The organism is Syntrophus aciditrophicus SB (assembly GCF_000013405.1).
GTDB classification, from domain to species: Bacteria; Desulfobacterota; Syntrophia; order Syntrophales; family Syntrophaceae; genus Syntrophus; species Syntrophus aciditrophicus.
In genome coordinates this window covers 806,752-830,302 of the sequence record NC_007759.1, presented here as the reverse complement: position 1 = coordinate 830,302, position 23,551 = coordinate 806,752, and the positions used below count along the sequence as shown (strand labels likewise).

The 23,551-nt window shown below is 51.0% G+C and carries 21 protein-coding genes and 1 tRNA gene; 15 read left to right on the top strand and 7 right to left on the bottom strand.

Annotation, left to right across the window (positions count from 1 at the left end; genetic code table 11):
* Positions 1–81: 81 nt before the first annotated feature.
* Positions 82–816, bottom strand: coding sequence for a hypothetical protein (locus SYN_RS03865; protein WP_049749893.1), 735 nt, complete (start codon positions 814–816; stop codon positions 82–84).
* Positions 817–874: 58 nt separating this feature from the next.
* A complete protein-coding gene (locus SYN_RS03860; RefSeq protein ID WP_041584689.1) occupies positions 875–1,162 on the bottom strand; it encodes a hypothetical protein in 288 nt (95 codons plus the stop codon).
* A gap of 297 nt (positions 1,163–1,459) precedes the next feature.
* On the opposite strand from SYN_RS03860, the gene SYN_RS03855 reads away from it, so the two are divergent.
* The 8 genes from SYN_RS03855 to SYN_RS03820 all read left to right on the top strand — a co-directional run bounded on the left by SYN_RS03855 (position 1,460) and on the right by SYN_RS03820 (position 11,982).
* Positions 1,460–2,788 (top strand): SpoIID/LytB domain-containing protein, encoded by a 1,329-nt coding sequence (locus SYN_RS03855; protein ID WP_011416725.1) that lies wholly within the window; start codon positions 1,460–1,462, stop codon positions 2,786–2,788.
* A 42-nt stretch (positions 2,789–2,830) separates the two neighbouring features.
* Positions 2,831–4,123, top strand: coding sequence for an AmpG family muropeptide MFS transporter (locus tag SYN_RS03850; protein ID WP_011416724.1), 1,293 nt, complete (start codon positions 2,831–2,833; stop codon positions 4,121–4,123).
* A gap of 16 nt (positions 4,124–4,139) precedes the next feature.
* On the top strand, positions 4,140–4,922 hold the full coding sequence (locus SYN_RS15075) for a nucleotidyltransferase family protein (RefSeq protein WP_049749892.1): 783 nt from the start codon (positions 4,140–4,142) through the stop codon (positions 4,920–4,922).
* A gap of 97 nt (positions 4,923–5,019) precedes the next feature.
* Positions 5,020–6,093 (top strand): aminoglycoside phosphotransferase family protein, encoded by a 1,074-nt coding sequence (locus tag SYN_RS03840; protein ID WP_011416722.1) that lies wholly within the window; start codon positions 5,020–5,022, stop codon positions 6,091–6,093.
* A 301-nt stretch (positions 6,094–6,394) separates the two neighbouring features.
* Positions 6,395–7,252, top strand: coding sequence for an epoxyqueuosine reductase (locus tag SYN_RS03835; protein ID WP_011416721.1), 858 nt, complete (start codon positions 6,395–6,397; stop codon positions 7,250–7,252).
* 33 nt (positions 7,253–7,285) lie between these two features.
* Positions 7,286–8,029 carry a cysteine dioxygenase family protein gene (locus tag SYN_RS03830; RefSeq protein WP_011416720.1) on the top strand — a complete coding sequence of 248 codons (744 nt, stop codon included), beginning with the start codon at positions 7,286–7,288 and terminating at the stop codon, positions 8,027–8,029.
* Between the two features lie 183 nt (positions 8,030–8,212).
* A complete protein-coding gene (locus SYN_RS03825; protein ID WP_011416719.1) occupies positions 8,213–9,991 on the top strand; it encodes a sigma 54-interacting transcriptional regulator in 1,779 nt (592 codons plus the stop codon).
* 416 nt (positions 9,992–10,407) lie between these two features.
* Positions 10,408–11,982, top strand: a complete 1,575-nt coding sequence (locus SYN_RS03820) for a benzoate-CoA ligase family protein (protein ID WP_011416718.1) — start codon at positions 10,408–10,410, stop codon at positions 11,980–11,982.
* A gap of 434 nt (positions 11,983–12,416) precedes the next feature.
* Here the strand turns inward: SYN_RS03820 and SYN_RS03815 are convergent, their stop codons facing one another.
* Positions 12,417–13,991 (bottom strand): benzoate-CoA ligase family protein, encoded by a 1,575-nt coding sequence (locus tag SYN_RS03815; RefSeq protein WP_011416716.1) that lies wholly within the window; start codon positions 13,989–13,991, stop codon positions 12,417–12,419.
* A gap of 697 nt (positions 13,992–14,688) precedes the next feature.
* Here SYN_RS03815 and SYN_RS03810 point away from each other — a divergent pair.
* Positions 14,689–15,144 (top strand): flavodoxin family protein, encoded by a 456-nt coding sequence (locus SYN_RS03810; RefSeq protein ID WP_011416715.1) that lies wholly within the window; start codon positions 14,689–14,691, stop codon positions 15,142–15,144.
* 153 nt (positions 15,145–15,297) lie between these two features.
* Here SYN_RS03810 and SYN_RS15070 read toward each other — a convergent pair whose 3' ends face one another.
* Complete coding sequence (locus tag SYN_RS15070) at positions 15,298–15,726, bottom strand: NUDIX domain-containing protein (protein WP_011416714.1); 429 nt, start codon at positions 15,724–15,726, stop codon at positions 15,298–15,300.
* 1,364 nt (positions 15,727–17,090) lie between these two features.
* The gene (locus SYN_RS03795) at positions 17,091–17,375 is read right to left on the bottom strand and encodes an isochorismatase family protein (RefSeq protein WP_258165170.1); all 285 of its coding nucleotides are present in this window, start codon (positions 17,373–17,375) and stop codon (positions 17,091–17,093) included.
* A 164-nt stretch (positions 17,376–17,539) separates the two neighbouring features.
* On the opposite strand from SYN_RS03795, the gene SYN_RS16200 reads away from it, so the two are divergent.
* The 4 genes from SYN_RS16200 to SYN_RS16980 are packed head-to-tail and all read left to right on the top strand — an operon-like array spanning position 17,540 to position 18,459.
* Positions 17,540–17,695 carry a hypothetical protein gene (locus tag SYN_RS16200; protein WP_158302911.1) on the top strand — a complete coding sequence of 52 codons (156 nt, stop codon included), beginning with the start codon at positions 17,540–17,542 and terminating at the stop codon, positions 17,693–17,695.
* The gene (locus tag SYN_RS03790) at positions 17,689–17,880 is read left to right on the top strand and encodes a hypothetical protein (protein WP_011416708.1); all 192 of its coding nucleotides are present in this window, start codon (positions 17,689–17,691) and stop codon (positions 17,878–17,880) included. Before SYN_RS16200 ends, SYN_RS03790 begins: the two co-directional genes overlap by 7 nt.
* Positions 17,877–18,209, top strand: coding sequence for a hypothetical protein (locus tag SYN_RS03785; RefSeq protein ID WP_041584688.1), 333 nt, complete (start codon positions 17,877–17,879; stop codon positions 18,207–18,209). Before SYN_RS03790 ends, SYN_RS03785 begins: the two co-directional genes overlap by 4 nt.
* Before the next feature lie 37 nt (positions 18,210–18,246).
* Positions 18,247–18,459, top strand: coding sequence for a YjbQ family protein (locus tag SYN_RS16980; protein WP_083756433.1), 213 nt, complete (start codon positions 18,247–18,249; stop codon positions 18,457–18,459).
* Positions 18,460–18,739: 280 nt separating this feature from the next.
* Here the strand turns inward: SYN_RS16980 and SYN_RS03775 are convergent.
* Positions 18,740–18,826: transfer RNA gene (locus SYN_RS03775), tRNA-Leu, on the bottom strand.
* 176 nt (positions 18,827–19,002) lie between these two features.
* Here SYN_RS03775 and SYN_RS03770 point away from each other — a divergent pair.
* Entirely contained in the window at positions 19,003–19,983 is a 981-nt protein-coding gene (locus tag SYN_RS03770) for a bifunctional riboflavin kinase/FAD synthetase (RefSeq protein ID WP_011416705.1), read from the top strand.
* Positions 19,984–20,046: 63 nt separating this feature from the next.
* Here SYN_RS03770 and SYN_RS03765 read toward each other — a convergent pair whose 3' ends face one another.
* Entirely contained in the window at positions 20,047–22,230 is a 2,184-nt protein-coding gene (locus SYN_RS03765; protein WP_011416704.1) for an acetate--CoA ligase family protein, read from the bottom strand.
* A 528-nt stretch (positions 22,231–22,758) separates the two neighbouring features.
* Between SYN_RS03765 and nfi the strand changes: the two genes are divergently transcribed.
* On the top strand, positions 22,759–23,529 hold the full coding sequence (nfi, locus tag SYN_RS03755) for a deoxyribonuclease V (protein ID WP_148202475.1): 771 nt from the start codon (positions 22,759–22,761) through the stop codon (positions 23,527–23,529).
* The last annotated feature ends 22 nt before the right edge of the window (positions 23,530–23,551 follow it).

Here is a 23,551-nt window from a genome sequence, read left to right as displayed (position 1 = left end):
AGAAATAACCCGCTGGCCACGCACTGAAGAGTTCAATGCTACATGTATTTCCGGTCAGGTTGATTTAATTGTTCGACCATTTTAAGGATTTGTTTCAAAGAAATTTGATCCCCAATTCTGATGCCTGTTATTCCAGAGCATATCAAAATAGATTCTATAAAATTTCGCGTCCCGGTTGCTGAGTTGAGTTGCTTTTTTTGAAAGTATATCTTGTAATTGGATATACATTTTTTCATCCGTAACGTCTTTGTATGTCGATCGTCGAGACAGATGAAATGCCCTTAGCTCTTCGTCTGTGAAAACATTTGGATCGGAGAACATTTGGCTGTCAAGGGCAAGGAATAAGTATGGGACGAGATTAACTCTTGATCGATCAAGTTCTTGTGCCATGCAGATAAGATTCTGAAAGTATAGATCAACAGGTTTGCGTATTCTGCCATACGAATCTAATGAACCTTGTCTGATGTTTGATAATTTAGGGCGTATATCGGTGCAAACCCTTTTTTCGACGTGATGCAACTCTGTGGAATTTTTAGCACTTAATATTTCAGTAAGGAGCCTGTGTTTATTTGAAACAAAATAATTGCGAAACACTATGGATGCCCCAGGGCAGCCTTTTTGTATCCTGTGAAAACCTCTGAAAGTGTTGGAGGCAACGGCCCACATCGTCTGCGTGGTTCCATTCTGTCGTTTGACACTCACCCCATTTACAATATCATACCATTTATACAGTGTCTTTGGTCTCAGTATTGTTTTTTCAGCTTTTTTGATGAATCCGGGCAGGGTCTCAGCATTTAGATGAAATTTTTTATTCATAATAAATCCTCCGTTGACATAATTCCCGTTTAAGTAGGCTGAAGGCGGGTCCATCAAGTTATTCTATATAATCTGTATATCTCACCACAAAAGAAGATATACAGAAACATACTGCTTCTTTTTTCACCGAACTCACAATAGTTAAAGGCATAAATATCAATAACCATGCATCTCTATGGAATTTGATGGCAAACGTCATGGCTTGAGTAGAAATGATGGCTTGATTGGGAATAGTGCTGGTTCCCAATTTAAGACAAAAGATAGGAAACGAGTATTCCTTCTGCGTAATGAATGCTCCGGGAGCATTGGAGACTTTGGCATTCGTGGTATTAATGATGGTTTGCATGCGCTATTCCAGAAAACTAAACCCGTTCGATGACGAAGGAGACGAACGTTCACATGAGTGCCGATTAACAAGTTGACAGGGGACTGGCCTTATCGCGGGCAGAGTCATAACATTTCGCTGCAGAAATAGCAACATAGCAAAAAATCAGCAGCGGAATTCATTGCCGGAAGTTCCGATCACGTCTCCCGCCCGGCGTGAAATTTCCCGGATCATTCATTGCATTGCCGCCGGGTTTCTGATATCCCACCGGAGAATCACCGATAAGGTCGTTCAATTCCACTCCCAGGTCAGAAGCCCATGATTCATCAGGAACCTCACCTTCGTGTCGGCATCATGGAACGGAAAACGGAAATTTCCGGCCGTCTGAACGGGAATTTTCATACCCCGCAGCATCCCGCTCACTCTTTTTCCGGGAGTTTCTCGGTCCGCGCCCGGGGAGATGAAATCTTCCTCACCGCCTCCAAGGGCGGCGAAACCGCCGCCCGTCACTCTCTGAACCTTCTTTCCGGGGAACAGGCCAGTTTCTCGCTTCAGGACGTCACCATTGGCGTTTCGTTTCATTGGGAACGGCAGGAAACCCAGACCTTTTCCGGAAATCTTCGACTTCTGTCCGATGGCAGGGGCAGGCTCACGGTCATCAACGACATTGCCCTGGAGGATTACCTCACCAGCGTCATCTCTTCCGAGATGAGCGCCACGGCCCCCATGGCCCTGCTGGAGGCCCACGCAATCATCTCCCGGAGCTGGCTTGTCGCCATGCTGGAACGGGGGCAGTCCCCTTTCCCGGCCTCATCCCCTTCCCGCTCCGAAAACGAACACATTGTCTGGTACGGGCGGGAGGAACACCGCAACTTCGATGTCTGCGCCGACGACCATTGCCAGCGCTATCAGGGACTGACCCGCATGATCCCGCAACGCACCGCAGCCGCCGTCAACGCCACGCGGGGGGTGTTTCTCGTTTACGGGAATGCCGTCTGCGACGCGCGCTATTACAAATGCTGCGGCGGGCGGACGGAAACCTTCGAAAATACATGGGAAGACACGCCACATCCTTACCTGTCCAGCATCGCCGACTCCACCGTCGCCCATCCCCCCGTTCTCGACGAAGCGTCGGCGCAGCGCTGGCTCCTGTCTTCCCCCGAAGCCTTCTGCAACACCCGGGACGAGAAGCTCCTCCGCCAGATCCTCCCCTCCTTCGATCAGGAAACAAAGGACTTCTTCCGCTGGCAGGTCGCCTACGATCAGGAAGAACTGGGGAAAATCCTGCTGATGAAATCCGGGATCGACTTCGGCCTCGTTCAGGACCTGATTCCCCTGGAACGGGGACCTTCGGGAAGGATCGTCCGCCTCAAAATCGTGGGGACGAAAACGTCCGTGGTGGTGGGCAAGGAGCTGGAAATCCGCCGATGGCTTTCCCGCACTCATCTTTACAGCAGCGCCTTTGTGGTGGAGGCCCAGCGGGACCCCTCCGGCCAGGATTGCCGGTTCGTCCTTCACGGCGGCGGCTGGGGGCACGGCGTCGGCCTCTGCCAGATCGGGGCGGCGGTCATGGCGTCGCAAGGAATCCCGGCGGAAGCCATTCTCAGGCACTATTTCCGCGGCGCATCCCTGAAAAAGCTTTACTGAAACAGTGAAGCCTCTCATGCCCATAAATAAGGATCACAGAACATGAACCTCGCTGACCGTGCCAGGCCCGACCGCCGCAATCCCTGGGTATGGGTGCCGACGCTCTATATGGCGGAAGGCATTCCCTACATCCTGGTCACGACGGTCTCGGTGATCCTTTACAAAAACCTCGGGATTTCCAATACGGACATCGCTCTCTACACAAGCTGGCTCTACCTGCCCTGGGTCATCAAACCTCTTTGGAGCCCCCTGGTGGACATGATCCGGACCAAAAGGCTCTGGATTGTGCTCATGCAACTGCTCGTGGGGGGGGCGCTGGCCTGCGTCGCCCTGACGATCCCGGCTTCCGATTTTTTCCGCTATACCCTGGCCTTCTTCTGGATTCTGGCCTTCAGCTCGGCCACCCACGACATCGCCGCGGACGGTTTCTACATGCTCGGGCTGGAGCAGTATCAGCAGGCGGCCTTTGTGGGCGTGCGCACCATATTCTACCGGATCGCCGTCATCGCCGCCAAGGGCATCCTCGTCGTCTTCGCCGGCCACCTGCAATCCAGCGGTTTCAGCGTGACGACGGCCTGGTCGGTCAGCTTTTTCCTGGGAGCGGCCATCTTCCTGGCCTTCGCCCTTTATCACGCCTTTGTCCTTCCCTGGCCTTCATCGGACGCGCCCGCTCCCCGTGCGACGGCATCTCCGCGCGCAATGGCGGATGTTCTGGACATTTTCGCCCTCTTTTTCCGCAAAAAGGAAATCATTGTCATCATCGCCTTTTTCCTTTTTTACCGTTTTGCCGAAGCGCAACTGATCAAGATGGTCGCCCCCTTCCTCCTGGACCCCCGCACGCAGGGCGGTCTGGGACTGACTACCGGCGAAGTGGGAGTCGTTTACGGGACCGTCGGCGCGATCGCCCTGATGCTGGGCGGACTTCTTGGAGGTTACGCCATCTCCCGCCAGGGGTTGAAATTCTGGTTGTGGCCCATGGTCGTGATCATGCACCTGCCCGTTCTGGTTTTTGTCTATCTATCCCTGGCCCAGCCGGAGAACCGGCTGATCATCAATGCCGCCGTCGCCGTGGAGCAGTTCGGCTACGGGTTCGGCTTCACGGCTTATTCACTTTACATGATCATGGTCTCCGAAGGCCCTTACAAGACAGTGCACTACGCCCTCGGTACGGGAATCATGGCCCTGGGGATGATGATCCCAGGGATGACCAGTGGCTGGCTGCAGGAGCGGCTCGGCTATCCCGCCTTTTTCCTCTGGATCTCCCTCTCGACGATCCCCGGCTTTATCGTCGCGGCGCTGGTGAAAATTGACCCGAATTACGGACGGAAGGCATAGCTCTGATTTACAAGGGATGATGGAAATAGAAAATGAACCGGAAGAAATCAGGAAAATCAACGAAATGAAGCCTCCGAACACCCCTTTTGTGAAAACCGCCTTCGTCCTGGGAGCGGGGCTGGGAACCCGCCTGCGGCCGCTGACGGAAACATGCCCCAAGCCCCTGCTGCAGGTCCGGGGCCGTCCGCTGATCACCTACGCCCTGGATCATCTGCGGTCTGTGGGCATCCGGCGATTCATCATCAACACCCATCACTGCGCGAACCGCTACGAAGAAGCTTTCCCCGACAGGCAGTGGCGGGGAATCCCCATCATTTTCCGCTATGAACCGATCCTCCTCGATACCGGCGGCGGGCTGAAAAATATCGAAGACCTCCTGATTGAAGATGACCGGGTACTGGTATACAATGGCGACATCCTGACGGATTTCCCCCTGGAACGGCTCATCGCGGCCCACAGGACTCAGGGTAAGGAGGTCACCCTGGCCCTGCGCAGTTCCGGGGAACCGGCCAATGTCTGCATCAACGACCGGGAAGAGGTCTGCGACATGCGCTTTCTGCTGGGCAATCCCGGTCACCGGCGCTGTCTTTTCACAGGAATCTATCTGGTGGAAAAGACCTTTCTCCGGCGACTGAAACCCAGCGATCCGGTGTCAGTCGTGCCGGTTCTGATCGACATGCTGCGCGAACAGCCTGGCTCCGTGGGCAGCGTGATTCTCGATGAAGGCATCTGGTACGACATCGGCTCCCTGGAGGCTTATGAAGAGATAAACCGCGCAGCGTTCCGGACCGGAACTTAAAAAGCAGCCATTCCGGTAAAGGCCGAAAAACGGCGATGGAAACAGGACAAAGAGACACAGAAGTCGGATCAGAAGACAGACACCCAAGGACTCCCCGATGAAGATCCCCGATACAGATACTGCGGACCTGCACCGAAGACTTGTCGATTTCGCCCTGCAGACACTCGCTCTTCCCCCGGAAACGGCGCTGAACATCAGTCCGCTCACCAAGGGCGGTTCGGATCGCTCCTTTTACCGCCTCATCTATAAAATCGACAACACAAGCGAAGGCGCCCCCATGGATGTCGGTGGGACATGTTCTGTGATTGCCATGCATTACAATCCGGAACGCCGGGAAAACACCGTTTATGCCGATATTGCCCAATTCCTGCTGGAGTTGAGGGTAGCCGCAGCGACGGTTCTGGCCCATGATCCGGAAGCCTGCTTCGTGGTCATGGAAGATCTGGGAGATGAAGATCTGTGGAGCTGCCGCAATGAAAACTGGCTGAGCCGCCGCGATCTGTATGCAGAGACTCTCAGGCATGCCCATAAGCTCCATCGATATTTTCATGACGACAGGGGAATTCCCCTCCCCGCATTAATGGAAGGGTATGACGCGGCTCTTTATCGATGGGAACAGAGGTATTTCCTGAAAGAATTTGTGGAACCCGTCTGCGGAATCAACCTCTCGCCTGCCGAAGAAGAGGCCCTGGAAAAGGAGCTGGCAGAGCTCGCCATACGCCTGCTGTCGAAATCGGACACCGGTCTGGTCCATCGGGATCTGCAGTCGCAGAATGTGATAATCCACGAACGGACGCCGGTGCTGATCGATTTTCAGGGGCTGCGGACGGGATCGCCCTTTTATGATCTCGGTTCCCTCCTCTACGACCCTTACGTATCGCTGACAACGCAAGAGCGCATGGAACTTCTCGAATTTTACTATGCCCTGTCCCCTCAGGTCCTGAAATGGCCGGATTTCGTAACCCTTTTTTATGAAGGTTCGGCCCAGCGCCTCATGCAGGCCCTGGGCGCTTACGGTTTTCTGGGCCACCGGAACGGACGGGCGGATTTCCGGGCCCACATCCCCCCCGGTCTCCATCATCTCCTGGATGCCGTCTCCCGCACATCCTCCCTGCCCCGCCTCCGGGCTTTGACCGTCCGCTGTCTCACCGTCCTGAACCTTGGAATGTAATTTTACGGAATCCATTCCACCCGGGTGGATAAGGCTCTCGGTCCGTTCGGCAAATTTTCATTGATAATCATACCCCGTTAACTTATTATGATATGCATCCACAATAACTGCTCATTCCAATTTCATATCAAATCTCAGGCTTCTTCATAGGACCCTTGACGTCCATTTACACAAGCCTGGACATTCTTTGCCTCGCTGTTTCGACATTGCATCTGATCTGGAATTGGAACGACCGGCTTCATTCCGTGGCCCCATCTGGCTACGCCAGTCATGTCGATGGCTATTGGAGTAAGGAACCTCGATGTCTCAGAAAGATGAGTATCTTAAAGACGAAGTGATCCGCTTCTGCCGGGAGCGGGACGCAGAGCTCGTGGGGTTCGCCCCTGTGGAGCGCTGGGATGAGGCGGGAGAGGTGCCGCCTGAATTTCGTCCACGGGCGCTATGGCCGTTCGCCCGCACCGTGATCGTCATGGGAATGCCCATGCTGCTGCCGATCGTGGAGACTACGCCGTCGGTGCTTCACAAGGAAATGTACACGATCGTAAATCGCAAACTCGATACGCTTGCCTTCGATCTGGCCCGTTTTCTCAACGGGAAAGGTTACGCCTCTTCCTTTTTCGGTCGCGACACGTACGCCAGCCTCAAAGCGCTGCGGAATGCCCCTTATGCGGCCTTCAGCCATGTCATGGCAGCGAAGTACGCAGGTCTGGGAACGATCGGCGTCAGCCACTGCCTGCTGACGAAGGCCTTCGGCCCGCGGGTTCGTTTCGTCTCGGTCTTCACCAGCGCGGATCTGCCCGGTGATCCCCCGCTGGCGGATGAACTCTGCATCAAGTGCGCGGCCTGCGTCAAATGCTGCCCGAAGCAGGCCCTGGTTATGCACCGGGATCAGGTAATGGGGTATTATGATAAACTGGCCTGCCTCGAAATGCACGAGGAACTGGTCAGACGGCGGTCCTATCCCTGTGGAATCTGCACGAAGGTCTGCCCGGTAGGCGAAGACCGCCTCCTGTACAGTGAAAAAGGCATACAGAAAAAGTATCTGCGGGAAGCGGAGGCGTTGGCGGCTGATCCCGATGATCCCGCCTACGCTTCGTGGACTCATATTCGCAAATGGGGAAATATCCGGGATGTTCCTGACGACAGGAAAAAAGAATAAACAGTCGGAGATGAAACAGGAGGAAGAGAGGCCATGAATCTGAATGAGTTTGTGGAGTCTTTTGAAACGTTGCTGAAGGAACAACATCTGCTGGATGAACAGATCAGGCAGGGCCGCATCCTGATTTCCCAATTGACGTCTTCGGGATCCTGGTTCCAGGATTCCCTTGCCAGTCTCATCCTGGACCCGAAGTGGCGGAAAACTCAGAAACCTTCCATCTGGCCCAATGAGATCACGTTATATCGAAGCGCAAATCCCGAATTTGTCATCCTTGCCTACATCTGGGAGCCGGGAATGGTGGACACCATTCATGATCATGGTTCCTGGGGCGTGGTGGGCTGCCTGTTCGGCGCGATGGACGAAATCAAGTATCACCGTCTCGATGATGGAAGTCGGGAAGGTTTCGCCAATCTGAGTCCTCATCTTCCGATCGTAATGAATCCAGGCCAGTCAACGGGAATCCTTCCCCTGGATCGGGGAATCCATCGCCTCGGAAATGTGGCGGAAGGATACAGTGTCACCATCAATGTCTACGGGAAATCAATGCGCCGGGGATATATTCACTTCTTTTATCCTGACGAAATGAGCGTGGTTCCGGTCTACCCTCATACAACACAGAAAGTGGCCCTGGCTATCCGTTCCCTGGCCGACATCGACGCCCCATGGGCGAACGACCTGCTCCATAGCGCCCTCCATGAACCGCTGCCGGATTATTTGATCAGGGAATGTCATCGCGCCCTTTCCCGACGGGAAGGAGGGAAAGAGTCAGCCGCTTGAATCGAACCCTGGCCGTGAAGTCATCCCGGCCGAAGGGGGAGCGGGTTTGAGATTCACTTTGACAATTTCGGGCAGCTCCGTTACAAGCGGGGAGGCACTGAAGAGAGAAGTTTTGACAGATTTTGGAAACAGATCCTGAGTAGAGAGAAGTTCGGGAGCAAAGGAAGAAAAAGGAACGCGTTCATGATTTACCCGCCTGATTCCTCCCGTGGGAGCGACAGGACTTTAAAAAGCGAAGAAATCGCTGATCTTGTTCTCAATTCCATCAATTACGGAATCCTTGCTGTTGACCGCAAAGGAATGATTTCTGCGTGCAATGCCGTCGCACGGAAATTTCTGGATATCGATGGGCAGCTCATCGGAAATCCCGTCGCATCAGTGCCGCAGGCCTCTGAACTGCTGGATTTCATCCATTCCAATCCACAACACCATCATGAGCGAAGGATCACCTTCCAAGGCAGAACTCTTTGCGTGCACTCCATCTCCGGATCGGATGACGAAACAGTGATCCTGCTGCGGGATGCAACGGTATCAGATAAAATCAGGGCGGAATTAAAATCCTGTAAGAAATTGAACAAGGAGCTGGAAGGCATCATCGCCTCATCCCATGATGGCATTCTTATTACCGACGGTGAGGGAAATGTTCTGAAAATCAACGATGCTCTGTTACGGATAACCGAACTGACCCGGGAGCATTTTCTCGGCCACAAAATGGAATCTCTTCATGAAAACGGCCATTTTCATGCTGAATCCATTGAAAGCCGGGCGCGGAAAGAACAAAAGACTGTCACCGGCATACAGAAAATTCGAACCGGGAAGGAAGTCATGGTTACCTCCACACCCATGTTTGATGACCAGGGGAATATCCTGAGGATGGTGACCAACGCGAGAGACATGTCGGAGATCATCAATCTGCAGGAACAGCTTGCCCAGTCGCGGGAGGTGAGCAGCCGCCTTCAGACGGAGTTCAACAGGATGCTTGAAGACGATTTGCGCGCCAATGAGATGATCACCGAAAGTCCGACCATGTACAGGATCATCGAAATGTCCAGGCGGATCGCCGGCAGTGAGGTGACGGTTTTAATCCAGGGAGAATCGGGAGTCGGCAAGGAAGTGCTTGCCAAGCTGATCCATGTCTGGAGCAAAAGACGCGGTGCTTTCATCAAGGTCAATTGCGGTGCAATCCCCCAGCATCTGCTGGAATCGGAACTCTTTGGATACAACCGGGGCGCCTTTACCGGGGCAAACCGAGAAGGCAAACCGGGTATTTTCGAACTGGCAGCGGAAGGGACACTTTTTCTTGATGAAATCGAAGATTTGCCTCTGGATCTGCAGGTCAAGTTTCTTCAGGTCGTACAGGACCGTGCTTTTATCCGTCTGGGAGGGACAAGAGTCATCAAACTGGATGTTCGCTTCATTGCCGCCAGCAACAGGGAGTTGAACAAGCTGGTTGCGGAACGGAAGTTTCGGGAAGACCTCTTCTATCGCCTCAACGTTGTGCCGATTACCATTCCTCCCCTCAGGCAGCGTAAGGAGGATGTTCCTTTATTGGTCAATCATTTTCTGAATCGATATAATGCCAAGTACGGCGTGGAAAAAACCATGGCTCCCGCCTTGCTGAGCAATTTCATGAATTATCCCTGGCCGGGCAATATCAGGGAACTGAAAAACATGATTGAGCGGCTGGTCATCACCTGTTCCGGCAATATAATCGATGTTGAAGCCATGGGGACAAAGCTGAATATTTCCTCCCGGAATCTGACTGATCAAACTGTGGCTCCGGAGGCCGGTCACAAGGAAGAGCCCTTGTCCACATTGAAAGAGGTTGTGGAAGAGGCGGAAAAAAATATATTGTCCGGGGCATTGAAAAAATACAGGAATTCCCGTCAAATCGGCCGGGTGCTGGGGATTTCTCATACCGCGGTTTTAAAAAAACTGAAAAAGTATCACCTTGCAGGCTGATCTGTTTTTCGGATCAAAGTGGAAACATAAGATTCCAATGGCAATAAAAGTTTCCAGACAACCTGGAAACAACAGTTTCCAGGCTATAAAATCTTTTCCACACGCCCGTTTTAAGATTCTCCTTACATTTCCTTAATTTAGCTACTATTTAGCGCCAAAATACCCTTCCAGAGAGGGGAAGAGGCTGTCTTCCAGGCATCTACGGAGAACACGTCCCCCAACTTTTCTTTCCAGTTTCACAGTCGTCTCTAATCTGTTTTTATTGTTACATTATTGACGATATCTTTTTACTTTTACTCTCAATTATCGGGCTACGCGGTTTGTTTCAGCACACGTTGGCCAAATTATTGCCTTACGATGTAATTACATTGTAACTGAAATTTACATTGTAATTATTATGAAGAGGAGGAGCAAAGATGGCGGTCTATACAGAAGAGTTTTATAATTCCGTCAATTATTTTATCGACAGGCATATCGAGGAAGGACGTGGCGACAAGATCTGCGCTTACACGGATAAGGGCAACTACACATATCGCGATATGCAGAAAATGGTCAACAAGATGGCCAACATGTTCAGGAAGCTGGACATCAGGATAGGCGACAGGGTGATCATGCTGGTTTTTGACACTCCCTGGTTTTTTTCCACGTTCTGGGGCGCTGTCAGGATAGGAGCCGTTCCTGTTCCTTCCAACACCATGCTCACATCTGACGATTACCAGTATTACCTGAACGACAGCCAGGCAAGAACACTTGTCATTTCAGAAAAACTTCTCCCTTTAATCAAGGGCATTAAGGGCGAACTGCGTTATCTCAGGGATGTGATCGTTGTCGATGATGATGGAGAATTTTCCACTCCTTATCAGCAGATGTATGCCCAGGCATCCGAGGAAGCGGAAACCGCGTTCACCACCAAAGACGATGTCGCCTTCTGGCAATACACCTCCGGCACCACCGGCGCTCCAAAGGGTGCGGTCCATTCCCATTCCGACATGCAGTACGTCGCGGAAGCTTATGGCAAGCACGTTCTCGGGATGACGGAAAATGACGTCTGCTACTCGGCCGCTCGACTCTTTTTCGCTTACGGCATCGGCAACGGCATGGTCTATCCGCTGAGCGTAGGGGCTGCGTCCGTCCTGAACCCGGATCCCCCCACTCCGGAACGGGCATTCCGGCTGAACAGCACTTATAAGGTAACGCTCTTCTTCGGCATTCCGACCCTTTTCGGACAGATGCTGGAATACAAGGTGAAGCAGGAAAAAGAGGCAGGAATCACGCCGGATCCCAAGGCGCCGCATGAACTTTCATCTGTCAGGGCCTGCCCGTCCGCAGGCGAGGCGCTTCCTCCCGATCTTTACCACAGGTTCAAGGAACGCTTTGGTGTAGAGATTCTCGATGGTCCGGGATCAACAGAGATGCTTCATATCTATCTTTCCAATACACTGGGCGACGTCAAGGCCGGCTCCAGCGGGAAGGTTGTCCCCGGTTACGAAGCCAAGATTGTCGGTGAAGAAGGCGAGACGCTGCCTGATGGTGAAATCGGGACGCTCTGGGTGAAGGGTGACAGTTCACTCCGTTATTACTGGAGGAAGAAGGAAAAAACAGCCAGCACGATCATCGGCGGATGGGTCAACACGGGTGACAAGTATTACAGGGATAAAGACGGGTACTTCTGGCCGTCAGGACGGGCCGACGACATGCTCAAAGTCGGCGGCATCTGGGTGTCCCCGCTGGAAGTGGAAAACTGTCTGAGAGAGCATCCCGCGGTTCTGGAAACCGCCGTTATCGGAGCGGAAGACGAAAAGAATCTCGTAAAACCAAAGGCCTTCGTCGTCCTCAAACAAGGTTTCGCGCCATCTCCGGAACTCGAAAAGGAATTGAAACAGTGGGTTCTCGACCGGCTGGCCAAATTCAAATATCCACGCTGGATTGTTTTCATGGATGAACTTCCCAAGACGGCCACCGGAAAGATTCAGCGTTTCAAACTCCGCTGATTTGATTTTAAGATCTAAAAATCTGAAATGAAAAGGACCGCCTCTACAAAGGCGGTCCTTTTATATCCCAAAATATCTTTCTTCAGAAGAACACGCTCATCTCAAGGGTTGCTGCTCCGCACCTGATAAATTCCTCTCCACTACTGACATCATGTGTCATCCTGAATTCCGCAAAACGGTCCTTGACCTCCTTCGGTATTGTCAGTTTTTTCCCCGCCCGCTTGTCCGCTCGGTCATCTGCAGGCTGTTGGAAGTATGAATGACTCAGAAATAAGCTCCATAGAGGAAAAGGCAGGGAAAAACTGGAACAAGCTGGAACTGAAAAGGGCCGCCTGGAAGGCGGCCCTTTTTTGAAACATTGTCAATTGTTGTGAGGGATGCTCCTGTTCACAACTCTTTGGATGTCCCCCGACAAAGGGTCATCCCATTCTGTTTTAACGAAGTTTGAAACGCTGGATCTTCCCGGTCGCAGTTTTGGGGAGTGAATCAATGAACACGATCCATCGCGGATACTTGAATTTGGCCAGCCGGTCGAGAACCCACTGTTTCAATTCCTTTTCGAGTTCCGGAGACTGTGCAAACCCCTGATTGAGGACGACGAAGGCCTTCGGTTTCACCAGATTCTCTTCGTCCATGGCGCCTACCACGGCACATTCCATGACGGATGCATGCTCTCTCAGGCAGTTTTCCACTTCCAGCGGGGACACCCAGATGCCGCCGACTTTCAGCATGTCGTCGGCCCGGCCTGACGGCCAGTAGTACCCTTCCGCATCCTTGTAATACTTGTCACCAGAATTGACCCACTCACCGATGACGGTAGCGGCTGTCTTGTCTCTCTTTCTCCAGTAATAACGGAGTGAACTCCTCCCTTTGATCCAGAGGTTTCCGACTTCACCGTCAGGCAGTTCATTTTTGCCTTCTTCATCCATGATCTTCTCTTCATAGCCGGGGACAGGCTTTCCACTGGAACCTGGTTTGACGTCGCCCAGCTTGTTGGACAGATAGATATGGAGCATTTCCGTTGAACCCGGTCCGTCAAGGATTTCCACGCCGTAGCGGGCCTTGAACTTATGGTACAGATCGGGGGGAAGCGCCTCGCCGGCAGACGGACAGGCTCGGAGCGACACCAGATCATGATCCTTGGGGTCAGCTCCAGCGCCCTTCTCCGCGTCAATTTTATCCTGGGTAATCAGCATCTGGCCGAACAGCGTTGGAACGCCGAAGAACAATGTTGCCTTGTAGGTCTTGATCAACCTGAACACATGGGCTGGAGCGGGGGGATCCGGGTTCAGGACAGCCGCGGCGCCGACAGACATGGGGAAGAACATGGCATTGCCGAGGCCGTAGGTGAAAAAGAGTCGAGCTGCCGAGTAGCAGATGTCCTTTTCCGTAATCTCGAGGATATGCTTTCCATAAGCTTCAGCACTGTACTGCATATCGGACTGCGAATGAACCGCCCCCTTCGGACCGCCGGTCGTGCCGGATGTATAAAGCCAGAAGGCAACATCATCCGCCGAGGTAAACACGGTTTGAAATTCATCCGATGCTGAGGCATATATCTGCTGGTAAGGCGTGGAAAATACACCGTCATCATCGACAACAATCATATTCTTAAGGAAACGAAGTTCTTCGATCTGATTGACGACCGGCAGAAGTCTCGATGAAACAACAAGCGTCCTCGCCTGGCTGTCATTCAGGTAATATTCATAGTCGGCGGGCGTAAGCATGGTGCTGGAAGGGACAGGGACAGCCCCCATCTTTACCGCACCCCAGAAAGTGGAATAAAACCAAGGGGTGTCCAGAACAAGCATGATGATTCGGTCGCCCATCCGGATATCCAGATCCTTGAACATGTTAGCCATCTTGTTGGCCATTTTCTGGATGTCACGATAGGTGTAATTGCCCTTGTCCGTATAAGCGCAAATATTGTCGCCGCGTCCCTCCCTGACGTGCCTGTCTACAAACCAATCTGCTGAGTTGTAAAATTCCTCCGGGTATAACTTTGCCATGTTTCCTCCTCCTTTTGGTAATGGTTAATGTGAAATCAATTCACATCTCTCTACTTCTTCCGCATATATTTTCTAATGATGATCAGCCTTTAAGGAGTCTCCTTTTTTCTTTTCCCGACCGATCTGTCATATCTTTTCAAGCGCTTCCGGCTTTTGTTCCTGATCAACTTAGGAAAATTTATTTCTTATGCCCCTGTTATTTATTTATGTTGCTTCTACTTCTGTCTATGCATCGGGCCGCAATCCATCAATCAGGCCTCTTCCTTCTTAGTAAGCCATTTCCTGCGCTTTGTTTCGGAGAACCAAACAACGATCTCCGGAATTTCGGATTCACCTCCTTCTTTCATGACATGAAGAACTCAGATCAAGAATCTGTAAGCAATGGCAACAACCGCTTTCCCGGCACCTGGCAACTTTGAGGCGCAAATACTTTCCCACTGTAACAAACCTCTTTATGCCATAACGGGCATTATTTATTAGTTTCAATATAACTACATCATCACAGCTCATTATGCAAGAAATCTTTATCACCGGAATGCTTTTTTTCATGCTAGATATAACATCATGGGTGCCACGAAATTGCCAACGTGAGACATTCCCGTGTTAATTAGCTGTTATTTAAAGGCAAATTAAAATTTGCAAATGTTTTTTCGCCGGTATACAAGATACTTATTGATTTCAGGAAAGGGTATTCAGGATGAAAAAAATTTTAGTCATCTATCACAGTCAGGAGCACGGCAACACCAGGACTCTGGCTCTGGCCGTAGCCGAGGCAATACGGGATGCCGGCGGGGAAGTTCAAATCATCAACACAAACGAACAGCGGGTAAGTCCGGAAGAATTTCTGTCCTCCGATGCCTTGGCTATCGGCACCCCGGACTATTATTCCTTTCCGGCAGGTACGATCAAGACGTTCTTTGACGACCTTTATCTCTGGAACAAAGCGGGGAAGCCCGTCAAGGGAAAACCTGCGGTCCTTTTCATGACTCATGGAGGCGGCGGACGGGCAAAACAACCGTTCGAGGGGTTTGCTGACCGTTTCTTTCAGCGGATAGGAGAAACGGTATCGAGCGTCGGTCCAGTCAGTGAAGAGGCAAAGAAGCGCTGTTCCGACCTGGGAAAAGAACTTCTGTTAAGAATTTCGGCATCCTGAGTTTATTGTCTGTGCCATTGTTCCTTCTGCCCCGTCGGGACAGGAGGCAAGACAAGAAGGTTGGAATTTTTCGTCTTATGGTGATTTATTTCGCTGCTATGTTTGAATGCCTGTGCTTCGGCATTTCTGTGGATTTTGCGTGACTGCCTGAGTTTACAGGTTTTTGAGTCTTTTAGATCCCTCAAGCAGAATCATTCGGGTATTTGCAAAGGATAGCAGCTCAAGGGAGGAAGCTTGATCTTTCCATCGGATCAATCTTTGCTCATGTGCCGGACAATATCCTGAAGACTTGATGAGAAAATATTGTACAGTGACCGGTTTCCCGGCAACGTCAAAAGATTGAAGCGGGAGTTTATTAACAATTTCGCCCACAATTCCTGCTTCCTCTCTCAACTCTCTCAAAGCGGCCTCTTCAGGTGACTCATCGGGCTCTATATGGCCTTTCGGCAGCACCCAATGTACACCATCGGATGAAGAAATAATGAGATAGAGGATTTTGTCCTGTTCCTTACGATAAGTGACACTTCCGGCATGGGTCGGCATGTTCTTTACCCCCTGTCGCGATTTTGCTCTTTTTACCATGCCGATAAAATGTTCTCCATTCAGTTCCAGGGATAGTATGGAAAAAGATAAAAACCCCTCTGACCAGAATTAATCTCAGCAAAAAGTGAGAAAACCATGCCCTCTAAGTGCAGCCGGTGCGGCTTCCAGACAGAAAGCGAGATAAAAAAATGCCCTCAGTGCGGAGCGTCCATCAGAAAAACTTTAATTCGAGGAAAATATGAGGTTCTGAAGGCAGTTCTCATTTTTTTCGCCTGCATTGTCGCGTTTTTCTCTGTTTATCCCTTCATACATGGAGGAAAACTCAAACCAGCCGCAACTCAGCAGGATATATCACAGGAAGCCGTTTCTGCTGCACAGGAATTTGTGTCAAGAAAGCTGATTGTGCGTTCCACGGCCAGATTTCCACACTCATCACAGGCAAGAGTAGCATGGGGGGCCGATAATCAATATACGATAAACTCCTATGTTGAGGCTCAAAACAGAGCAGGAGAAATGTTGAAGAAAAATTATGAATGCGTCCTGAGATATGAACCGGAGAAAAAGAGATGGCATCTGGTAAGGGTCACCATAGAAAAATGAAAGGGATGAAAAAAATAAATCAATAAAGAAAGGGAAGCGATTCTCGCTTCCCTTTCTTTATCAGGAGAAAAAATGATCTGGGATTTCCTTTTCGATATACAACCCGGCTCATTCTGCCCGTTTGAACTTACCGGATTTGTCGTCTTTATATTTAAAATAAAGCATGGATTATGCCATAAAGCTTAATTATGCATTAAGTATTTAATTTAATTAGCATTATACGGAAACAGGTCAGAGAAGGCCTTGAAAAGTCCTTTCATGAAAGGCAATAAATGTCGATACCCAAAAAAGATTAATTTTGAAATGGTCAATATAAACAACATGATATGAAGTCGGCTGGGTTGTCGTTTCTTCGACAATATTGTCGAATCGGGAGTGTCTTATTTTTTAATCCCTTGGAGTTGAAATGGGAGGATTCCGAACAGGCACGGATAGACAGGAAAAATCATGGCAGGATGATCATCGATTTCCCCTTTCGTAAATCCCGGGGCGTTCCCTTGCCGGAGAAGGACATCCAGACAAACCGCCGATGACTTTTTCACTGGACTTTCCTCGTATTAGTAATAGGATGGGCTCCAACATGTCTCAAAGGCATGGAACTCAGGTTTTATATAACGATAAGGAGGATGCAACATGAATTGTCCCGACAGAGGATGCCATTACAGAACGCTGACAAAAGATCTGAAGGAGGAATTTTGTTTCAATGAGAGTTGCGAACGCCGGGTTGTGGACCATCTGAACATGGTTCTTGAAAACGATACACATTTGAAGCCATCACTTCCGCCGCGCAGGAAATAAACATCCTAAAAATTTTCATCCACCCATCGGCACAGGCTTTCCGTATCCAGAACATGAGCAAAGGCAAAGGCAAGATTCTTCAACGTCGAAAGATGCAGATCCTCGTTTACCGTCGCCGTTGCATCCGAAACAAAAAAGACCCGATAATCCCGCATGAAGACATCCCGGGCAGTCGTCTCGCAGCAGCAGTTCGTCATGACTCCCGTGATGATAATCTCTTCAAAACCGCAGGACGTTAACATTTCATCGAGAACCGTTCCCCGGAAAGCGCTGTAACGGTTTTTATCAATAATCTGTTCGGTTGTCAGAAGAATTCAAATAATAAATATTATCCTGCACCCCATTTTTAAAGGGACAGACGAAAAGTTCTATTTCCCGAATTAACCTCTTGACAGAGAGAGTCAATCCGATATTTTGATTCAAGTATAAGACGTGCCCGGAAGGAGGTATAAAAATGAAAGAAGAGGAACTGGAGATCATTTTGAAATTGCTGGAAGAAAACGGCCTGATGGAAAACCTTGCGGACTGCAGGAAGCAAGGCATCGATCCGAAGGATATCGTGCGTGAAATGATTGCCCGATCGGAAGAGATGGAGGAATTCGGATGGTGATGACAGAAGCTCAAAAGAAAAGACTGGCAGAGGCAAAGGCGGAGTCCGATCCGCAGAAACGAATGATCAGGATGGCCGTTTTTATTTCTGATAACTGCGATGAAGGAGTCAAACAAAAGGTTTGTGACTATATGGAATCCCGGATTGATCTATGGCTGGAGAGCAATCGGGAGGAAAAGGGATGAAAGTTGATGTGTTGAAAATCAATCAGGAACAGAGAGAAAAGGAAGAGCAGAAAAGAAGGGAAAAAATAATCATGCCGATTGATGAAACCATTAACGAGCTGAAAAACATGAGAGGGAAATTCATCGCTCTGGTCAATTCCCTTGAGGGAGAATACCCCCCGGATTATGAAGGCCTGTGCGGGCAGTTTCAAGTCATCACGGATGTCATTGAAGATTTGAAAAAATCTTTGAACAGGGTGCTCAGGTCCCTTGAGGAAGAGGAAAAGCTCAAGTCAAAAGATGCAAATGAATCTCCCGGGGAAGGACTTTTTCGCCCGATCGAAAAATAATAAGAAAAATCTCACGGGATGAGCGACGCTCGAAAGAATTGTTCCGTCCAGCCTGTTTTATGAACATGACCAACGCTGGGGAGACGGCAACGGATTTTCTCATGTCCGGGCAGCATTGATGAAACCTTCCCTGACGATTCCTCTAGTTCAAGGGAAACCAACTCTGGGAACATGGCAGCAGATTGTATTTCTGGATTTTGACAATCACGGGAGGCATCGGGAAATCCTTGTGCAAATCATCGGTGATTAAATAAGGAATTTATACCCTCGATGGACGATTACCTGTGAAGACGGGGCTCAAGCACCAGAAAAATCGTGACAGCTGGTGTCTTTAGAAACCGGGGTTCCCAAAACCGCGCCCGCGCAGAAAAGAAAGCAAGGCCTGGCCTGCATTTCTTCCATCCATTACAGGAAATTGGCTTTACATTTTAAGGGACTGAACATTTAAAAGGCGCAGGATGTCGCCAACAAGAATGGGGAGGAGTTACTCTCCAAGCCCCCATTGCATGAGGAAAATATTCCGATAAAAATGGTGCCGAAGCCGGGATTTGAACCCGGACAGGCCTACACCCACTAGACCCTGAACCTAGCGCGTCTACCAATTCCGCCACTTCGGCATCGGTAAAAAAGGGAGTTATCCCTGAAACGCCTGTTCTTTACACTGATCCTTTCTTTCTTGTCAAGCAAAATTGAGTTTAAAAATTGTGCCAATAGTGCTAAGTAGTTTTGTTCAATTTAAGCATTCTATACTCATAGCAAACTGACAGGAAGTATTAAAGGAACAGAATCCATCATGAAAATTCTCCGCGGCTATAAAGGCGTATCGGATGAGTTCAAGGGCGCGGTCGCGACAATCGGAAATTTTGATGGGGTCCATCTCGGACATCAGCAGATTTTCAGGAAGATTGTCCAGGAAGCAAGGCAGTGCCAGAGCAAATCCGTTGTCATCACTTTTGACCCCCATCCCAAGAGCGTCCTCCATCCGGAAAAACGTCCATTTTATCTGCTCACCACCCTGGATGAAAAATTGAAGCTGATTAAATCGCTGGAAATTGATGGCGTTATGCTGATTCCCTTTTCCCTCGAATTTTCAAAAACCACGGCAACAGATTTTGTTTGCCGGATCCTGTGGGAACAACTGCGGATCAAGAAAATCTTCATCGGCCACGATTACACATTCGGCAGGGGAAAGGAAGGAAATGAAGAATTTCTGGCCCGATACGGGAAAAAACTCGGTTTTCGGGTTGATGTCACCAATGCCGTCAAGGTAGGAGATATCATCATCAGCAGCACCCGGATCCGGAATGCGATCTGTGACGGCGATGTCAGACTGGCGGGCTCCCTGCTCGGCCGACCTTACAACCTGAAAGGCTCCGTAGCGGGCGGCTACAAGCGGGGCACACAGCTCGGTTTCCCAACTGCCAATCTGGATCCGGAAAAGCTCCTTCTGCCCCGGGAGGGCGTCTATGCCGTTGTTGTCGAACTGAACGGAAAACGCTATCAGGGCGTCCTGAATATCGGCCGCAATCCGACCTTCGGAAATGAAAACCTCACGGTGGAGCTGCACATCCTGGATTTTTCCGACGACATCTATGGAGAAAAGCTGGAACTCTTTTTCATTGACAGAATCCGGGAAGAAATCCGATTTGACAATCCGGAATCCCTGGCGGATCAGATCAGGAGCGATGTAGCCCAGGCCAGAACCGTGCTGGAGCCGTTTTTTGCCGGAAAAAATTCGGCTTCCGATCCGTCGTCCCAGGATTCATCCTCTTAGCAAAGGAGGGCCTTCCGCCGGTCTGGGAGAAACCGGCGGAAGGTGGGAGAAGCACAAACATGACTAGGGTTGTGCTTGTCGATCTTTTTTCTGACCATACTTATACATGGTCGCAAGGATCTCCGCCGCCATTTCCGCAGTGGAATATATCGGAAAACCCGCCTTTTCCATTCGAATGACGTCTTCCATCATGAATTCCTTGCAGGCCACGCAGCTCAGAATGGGCTTGCCCTTATAATCAATCTGCTTCAAGGTATCCACAAACGATCCCAGGATTTCACCCTGCAGGACTACGAGCAGACCACCCACATCCTCGCTGGCAATGCCGAGCTCAATCGTTTTTCGCAATTGCTCCGGATCCATGCTGAAGGAATAATCAACGGGGTTCATGGAGGTGACATAATCCGGCATAATTTCCCGCAGACGCTCTTTCAGCTCCGGTTCCAGTTCAGCCAGCCGCATTCCATTGAGGTAGAGCGTATCCGTAGAGGCAACCCCCAGCGAACCGGTGTAAGTGATCACCAGGATGCCGTCCCCTCGGGGGAGGGGCTGCCGGGCAAAGGCTTTGAGCAAACCGAACATGTGTTCATTGTCCCTTGCCCGGATAATCCCGCTCTGCCGGAAGGCGGCGCTGTTGATTTCATCGTTGCCTGCCAGGGAGGCCGTATGGGAGGAAACGACTTTCGTCCCTGCCGCCGTACGTCCACCCTTCAAGGCGATGACCGGTTTCTTTTTCGTAACCTCGCTGGCTACATCGATAAACCGTCTGCCGCTTTTCACATCCTCCATGTACATGGCCACGACATCAATATGATCGTCACTGCCCAGATACTCGAGAATGTCCGTCTCGCTGATGTCCATTTTGTTTCCAATGGTGGCGACAATGCCGAAATCCATGACGTGACGCAGTCCGGTGAGAATTCCCGCCGCGTAAACGCCGGCCTGGGCAGTCATCCCGATGTTCCCCTTTCCTAGTTCATCTACAAGGCCGATGGACTGGACATTACCAACATGCGTATTGATGACGCCGGAACAGTTGGGTCCCAGCAGACGACAGCCATGAGCCCTGATGATCTCCCGGATTCTCTCCTGCGCCGCCTTGCCGTCCTCTCCTGTTTCGGCAAATCCGGCCGTTTCCACAACAATGATCTTCACACCCTTCCTGCAGCAGTCCTCGATCGCCGCGATGGCTGCCGCGGCTGGAACCAGGACAATCGCCAGATCCACGGGACCGGGCACTTCCGTTATGTTCCGATAGGCCTTGACTCCCTGGACCTCGTCGCTTTTCGGGTTGATGGGATAGAGTTTCCCGGAAAATTTGTGGAACAGCAGATTGCGGAACACATTGTACCCGAGCTTCCCTTCGGCGCTTGTCGCCCCGATGACGGCGATGCTGTCCGGATAGAAGAGTTTCCGGATTTCTTCGATGGCACTTCCCGTCCTCGCCGCAGAGGTCTTCTCCGGTACGGTGCTGACAAACATCCGCGCGTCGACGGCTACATTGCCCGAAGGATAGAGAAAGACCGGATTGAGATCCAGTTCCCGGACTTCCGGAAAGGCCATGATGAAGTCGGAAATCTTCAGCAGCAGAGTCTTGAGGGCGTCGATATCCACAGCCTTCCCCCGATAGCCTTTCAACAGGGGATATCCTTTGATTTCCCGGATCATTTCGTCGATATCCTGAGCCGTAACGGGCAGCACCCGGAAGGTGACATCCTTGAGGACTTCCACAAAGATCCCCCCGAGCCCGAACATCAGAACCGGCCCGAAGCTGGGGTCGCGGGTCACACCGACAATCGCCTCGACGCCCGGTGCGGCCATCTTCTGTACGGCGATGCCAATGATATGCTGGTACTTGAACGTGTCGACCATAGCACGATAGGCCTGGCGCACTGCATCCTCACCCGCAAGATTCAATTTAACGCCGCCCGAATCGGTTTTGTGCACAACATCGGGAGAAACAATTTTCAACACGACGGGATATCCAAGCTTGTTGCTCATTTCGACCGCTTCATCTTCAGAACCGGCAACCAGAAAACCCGTCGTGGCAATCCCCATATTTTCGAGAATTTCCTTGCATTCATGTTCCATCAGGTACGTGCGGTTTTCCCGGATGGCCTGTTCGAAAATGGCCCGGCATTCCGCCACCGGCATCCTGCCGCAGTCCTGCTCCGTCACTTTCGGCTTTTCGTCCACCATGCTTTCAACACCAGAAGTTCGCTCTCCTCCAACAGCCCGAGAACTCATGTTACAATCCTCCTTCTATCCTTTCATCATTTCCTGAATGATATGGGAACCCGCCTGCCGATCCCCTTGAAGTCCATCGATTCACGAAGGATACAAAAATTTGCCAAACTTTGAAAAAGCGGTAAACGGAACCCTTCGTTGGAAAAAACCTTATCATGGGTCGAAAGGCATTTCTATCAGCCCCCCCCTCTATTTCCTGTCGGACACAGAAGAATGTCATTGCAGGCGTTTGTCTGACAAGGAAGGCCTTCAAGCGGCAAGCCAGGCTCCGGAAGCTGATTCTCTGAACAGTGTTCCCTGTGTAATTTTACGAACAGCGGATAGAAATCGTGGTATAGAAGGCGCAGTCGGATTCTTCAGTCTGAAGAAAGTTGACTTCCCGGTTCCTTATCAGAGAGGATCTTAGAGAGGCAATGCAGAGGCAGCGCAGACAGTCACAGAACGACAGTCGAAAAGCCGATCACGATCCGGCGCGGAATGGCCTTGGATATGGAATTTGGACAAGAGATTCTTTATGGAGAACGAGAGATGTCAAGGACAAAACCCCTGCATTCCTGGGATGTGACCTGTCGGGAAGCCGTGGCCATTCAGAAAATATTCAGAGAAAAGCTGATCCTCTGTGACGAGTCCCCCCCGGTTGAAATCCATTCGATTGCCGGGGCGGACATCTCATATTCCCGGGGCGATGACCGTTTCTTCGGCGCCGTGGTGATTCTGTCCTGGCCTGCGATGGAAATCCTCGAAATCGCCTCGTCCGTCGCTCAGGTCCCTTTCCCCTATGTTCCCGGACTGCTCAGTTTCCGTGAAGGCCCTGTTCTGTTGAAGGCCTTTGACAAACTGAAGCAGCGGCCCGATATTATCATCTTTGACGGCCAGGGAATCGCCCATCCCCGGGGCATCGGTCTGGCATCCCATCTGGGCCTTTTCCTGAATCTTCCGACGATCGGCTGCGCCAAGACAAAACTGGTCGGAACCTTTGAAGAGGTAGATCAGGAGAGGGGTTGCCACACAAACCTGTACCACAAGGGTTCGGTCATCGGCGCTGTGGTAAGAACCAAGAACAGGGTCCGGCCCGTATTCGTGTCCCAGGGGCACCGGATCAGTCTGCCGCGGGCTGTTGAAATCGTCCTGAACTGCTGCCGGGGATACCGTCTTCCCGAACCGGTCAGGCAGGCCCATCTTGCGGTAAACCGCCTGCGTGAAGCCGCACCACCTCCGTGCAAGACCCGGATTTCAGCACCGGAGAGCGACCCCGCGCCCTCCGAAATAGATTCAATCAGGCCTCATTCAAAAGAATAACACACTGAACGGGATAGAGAAA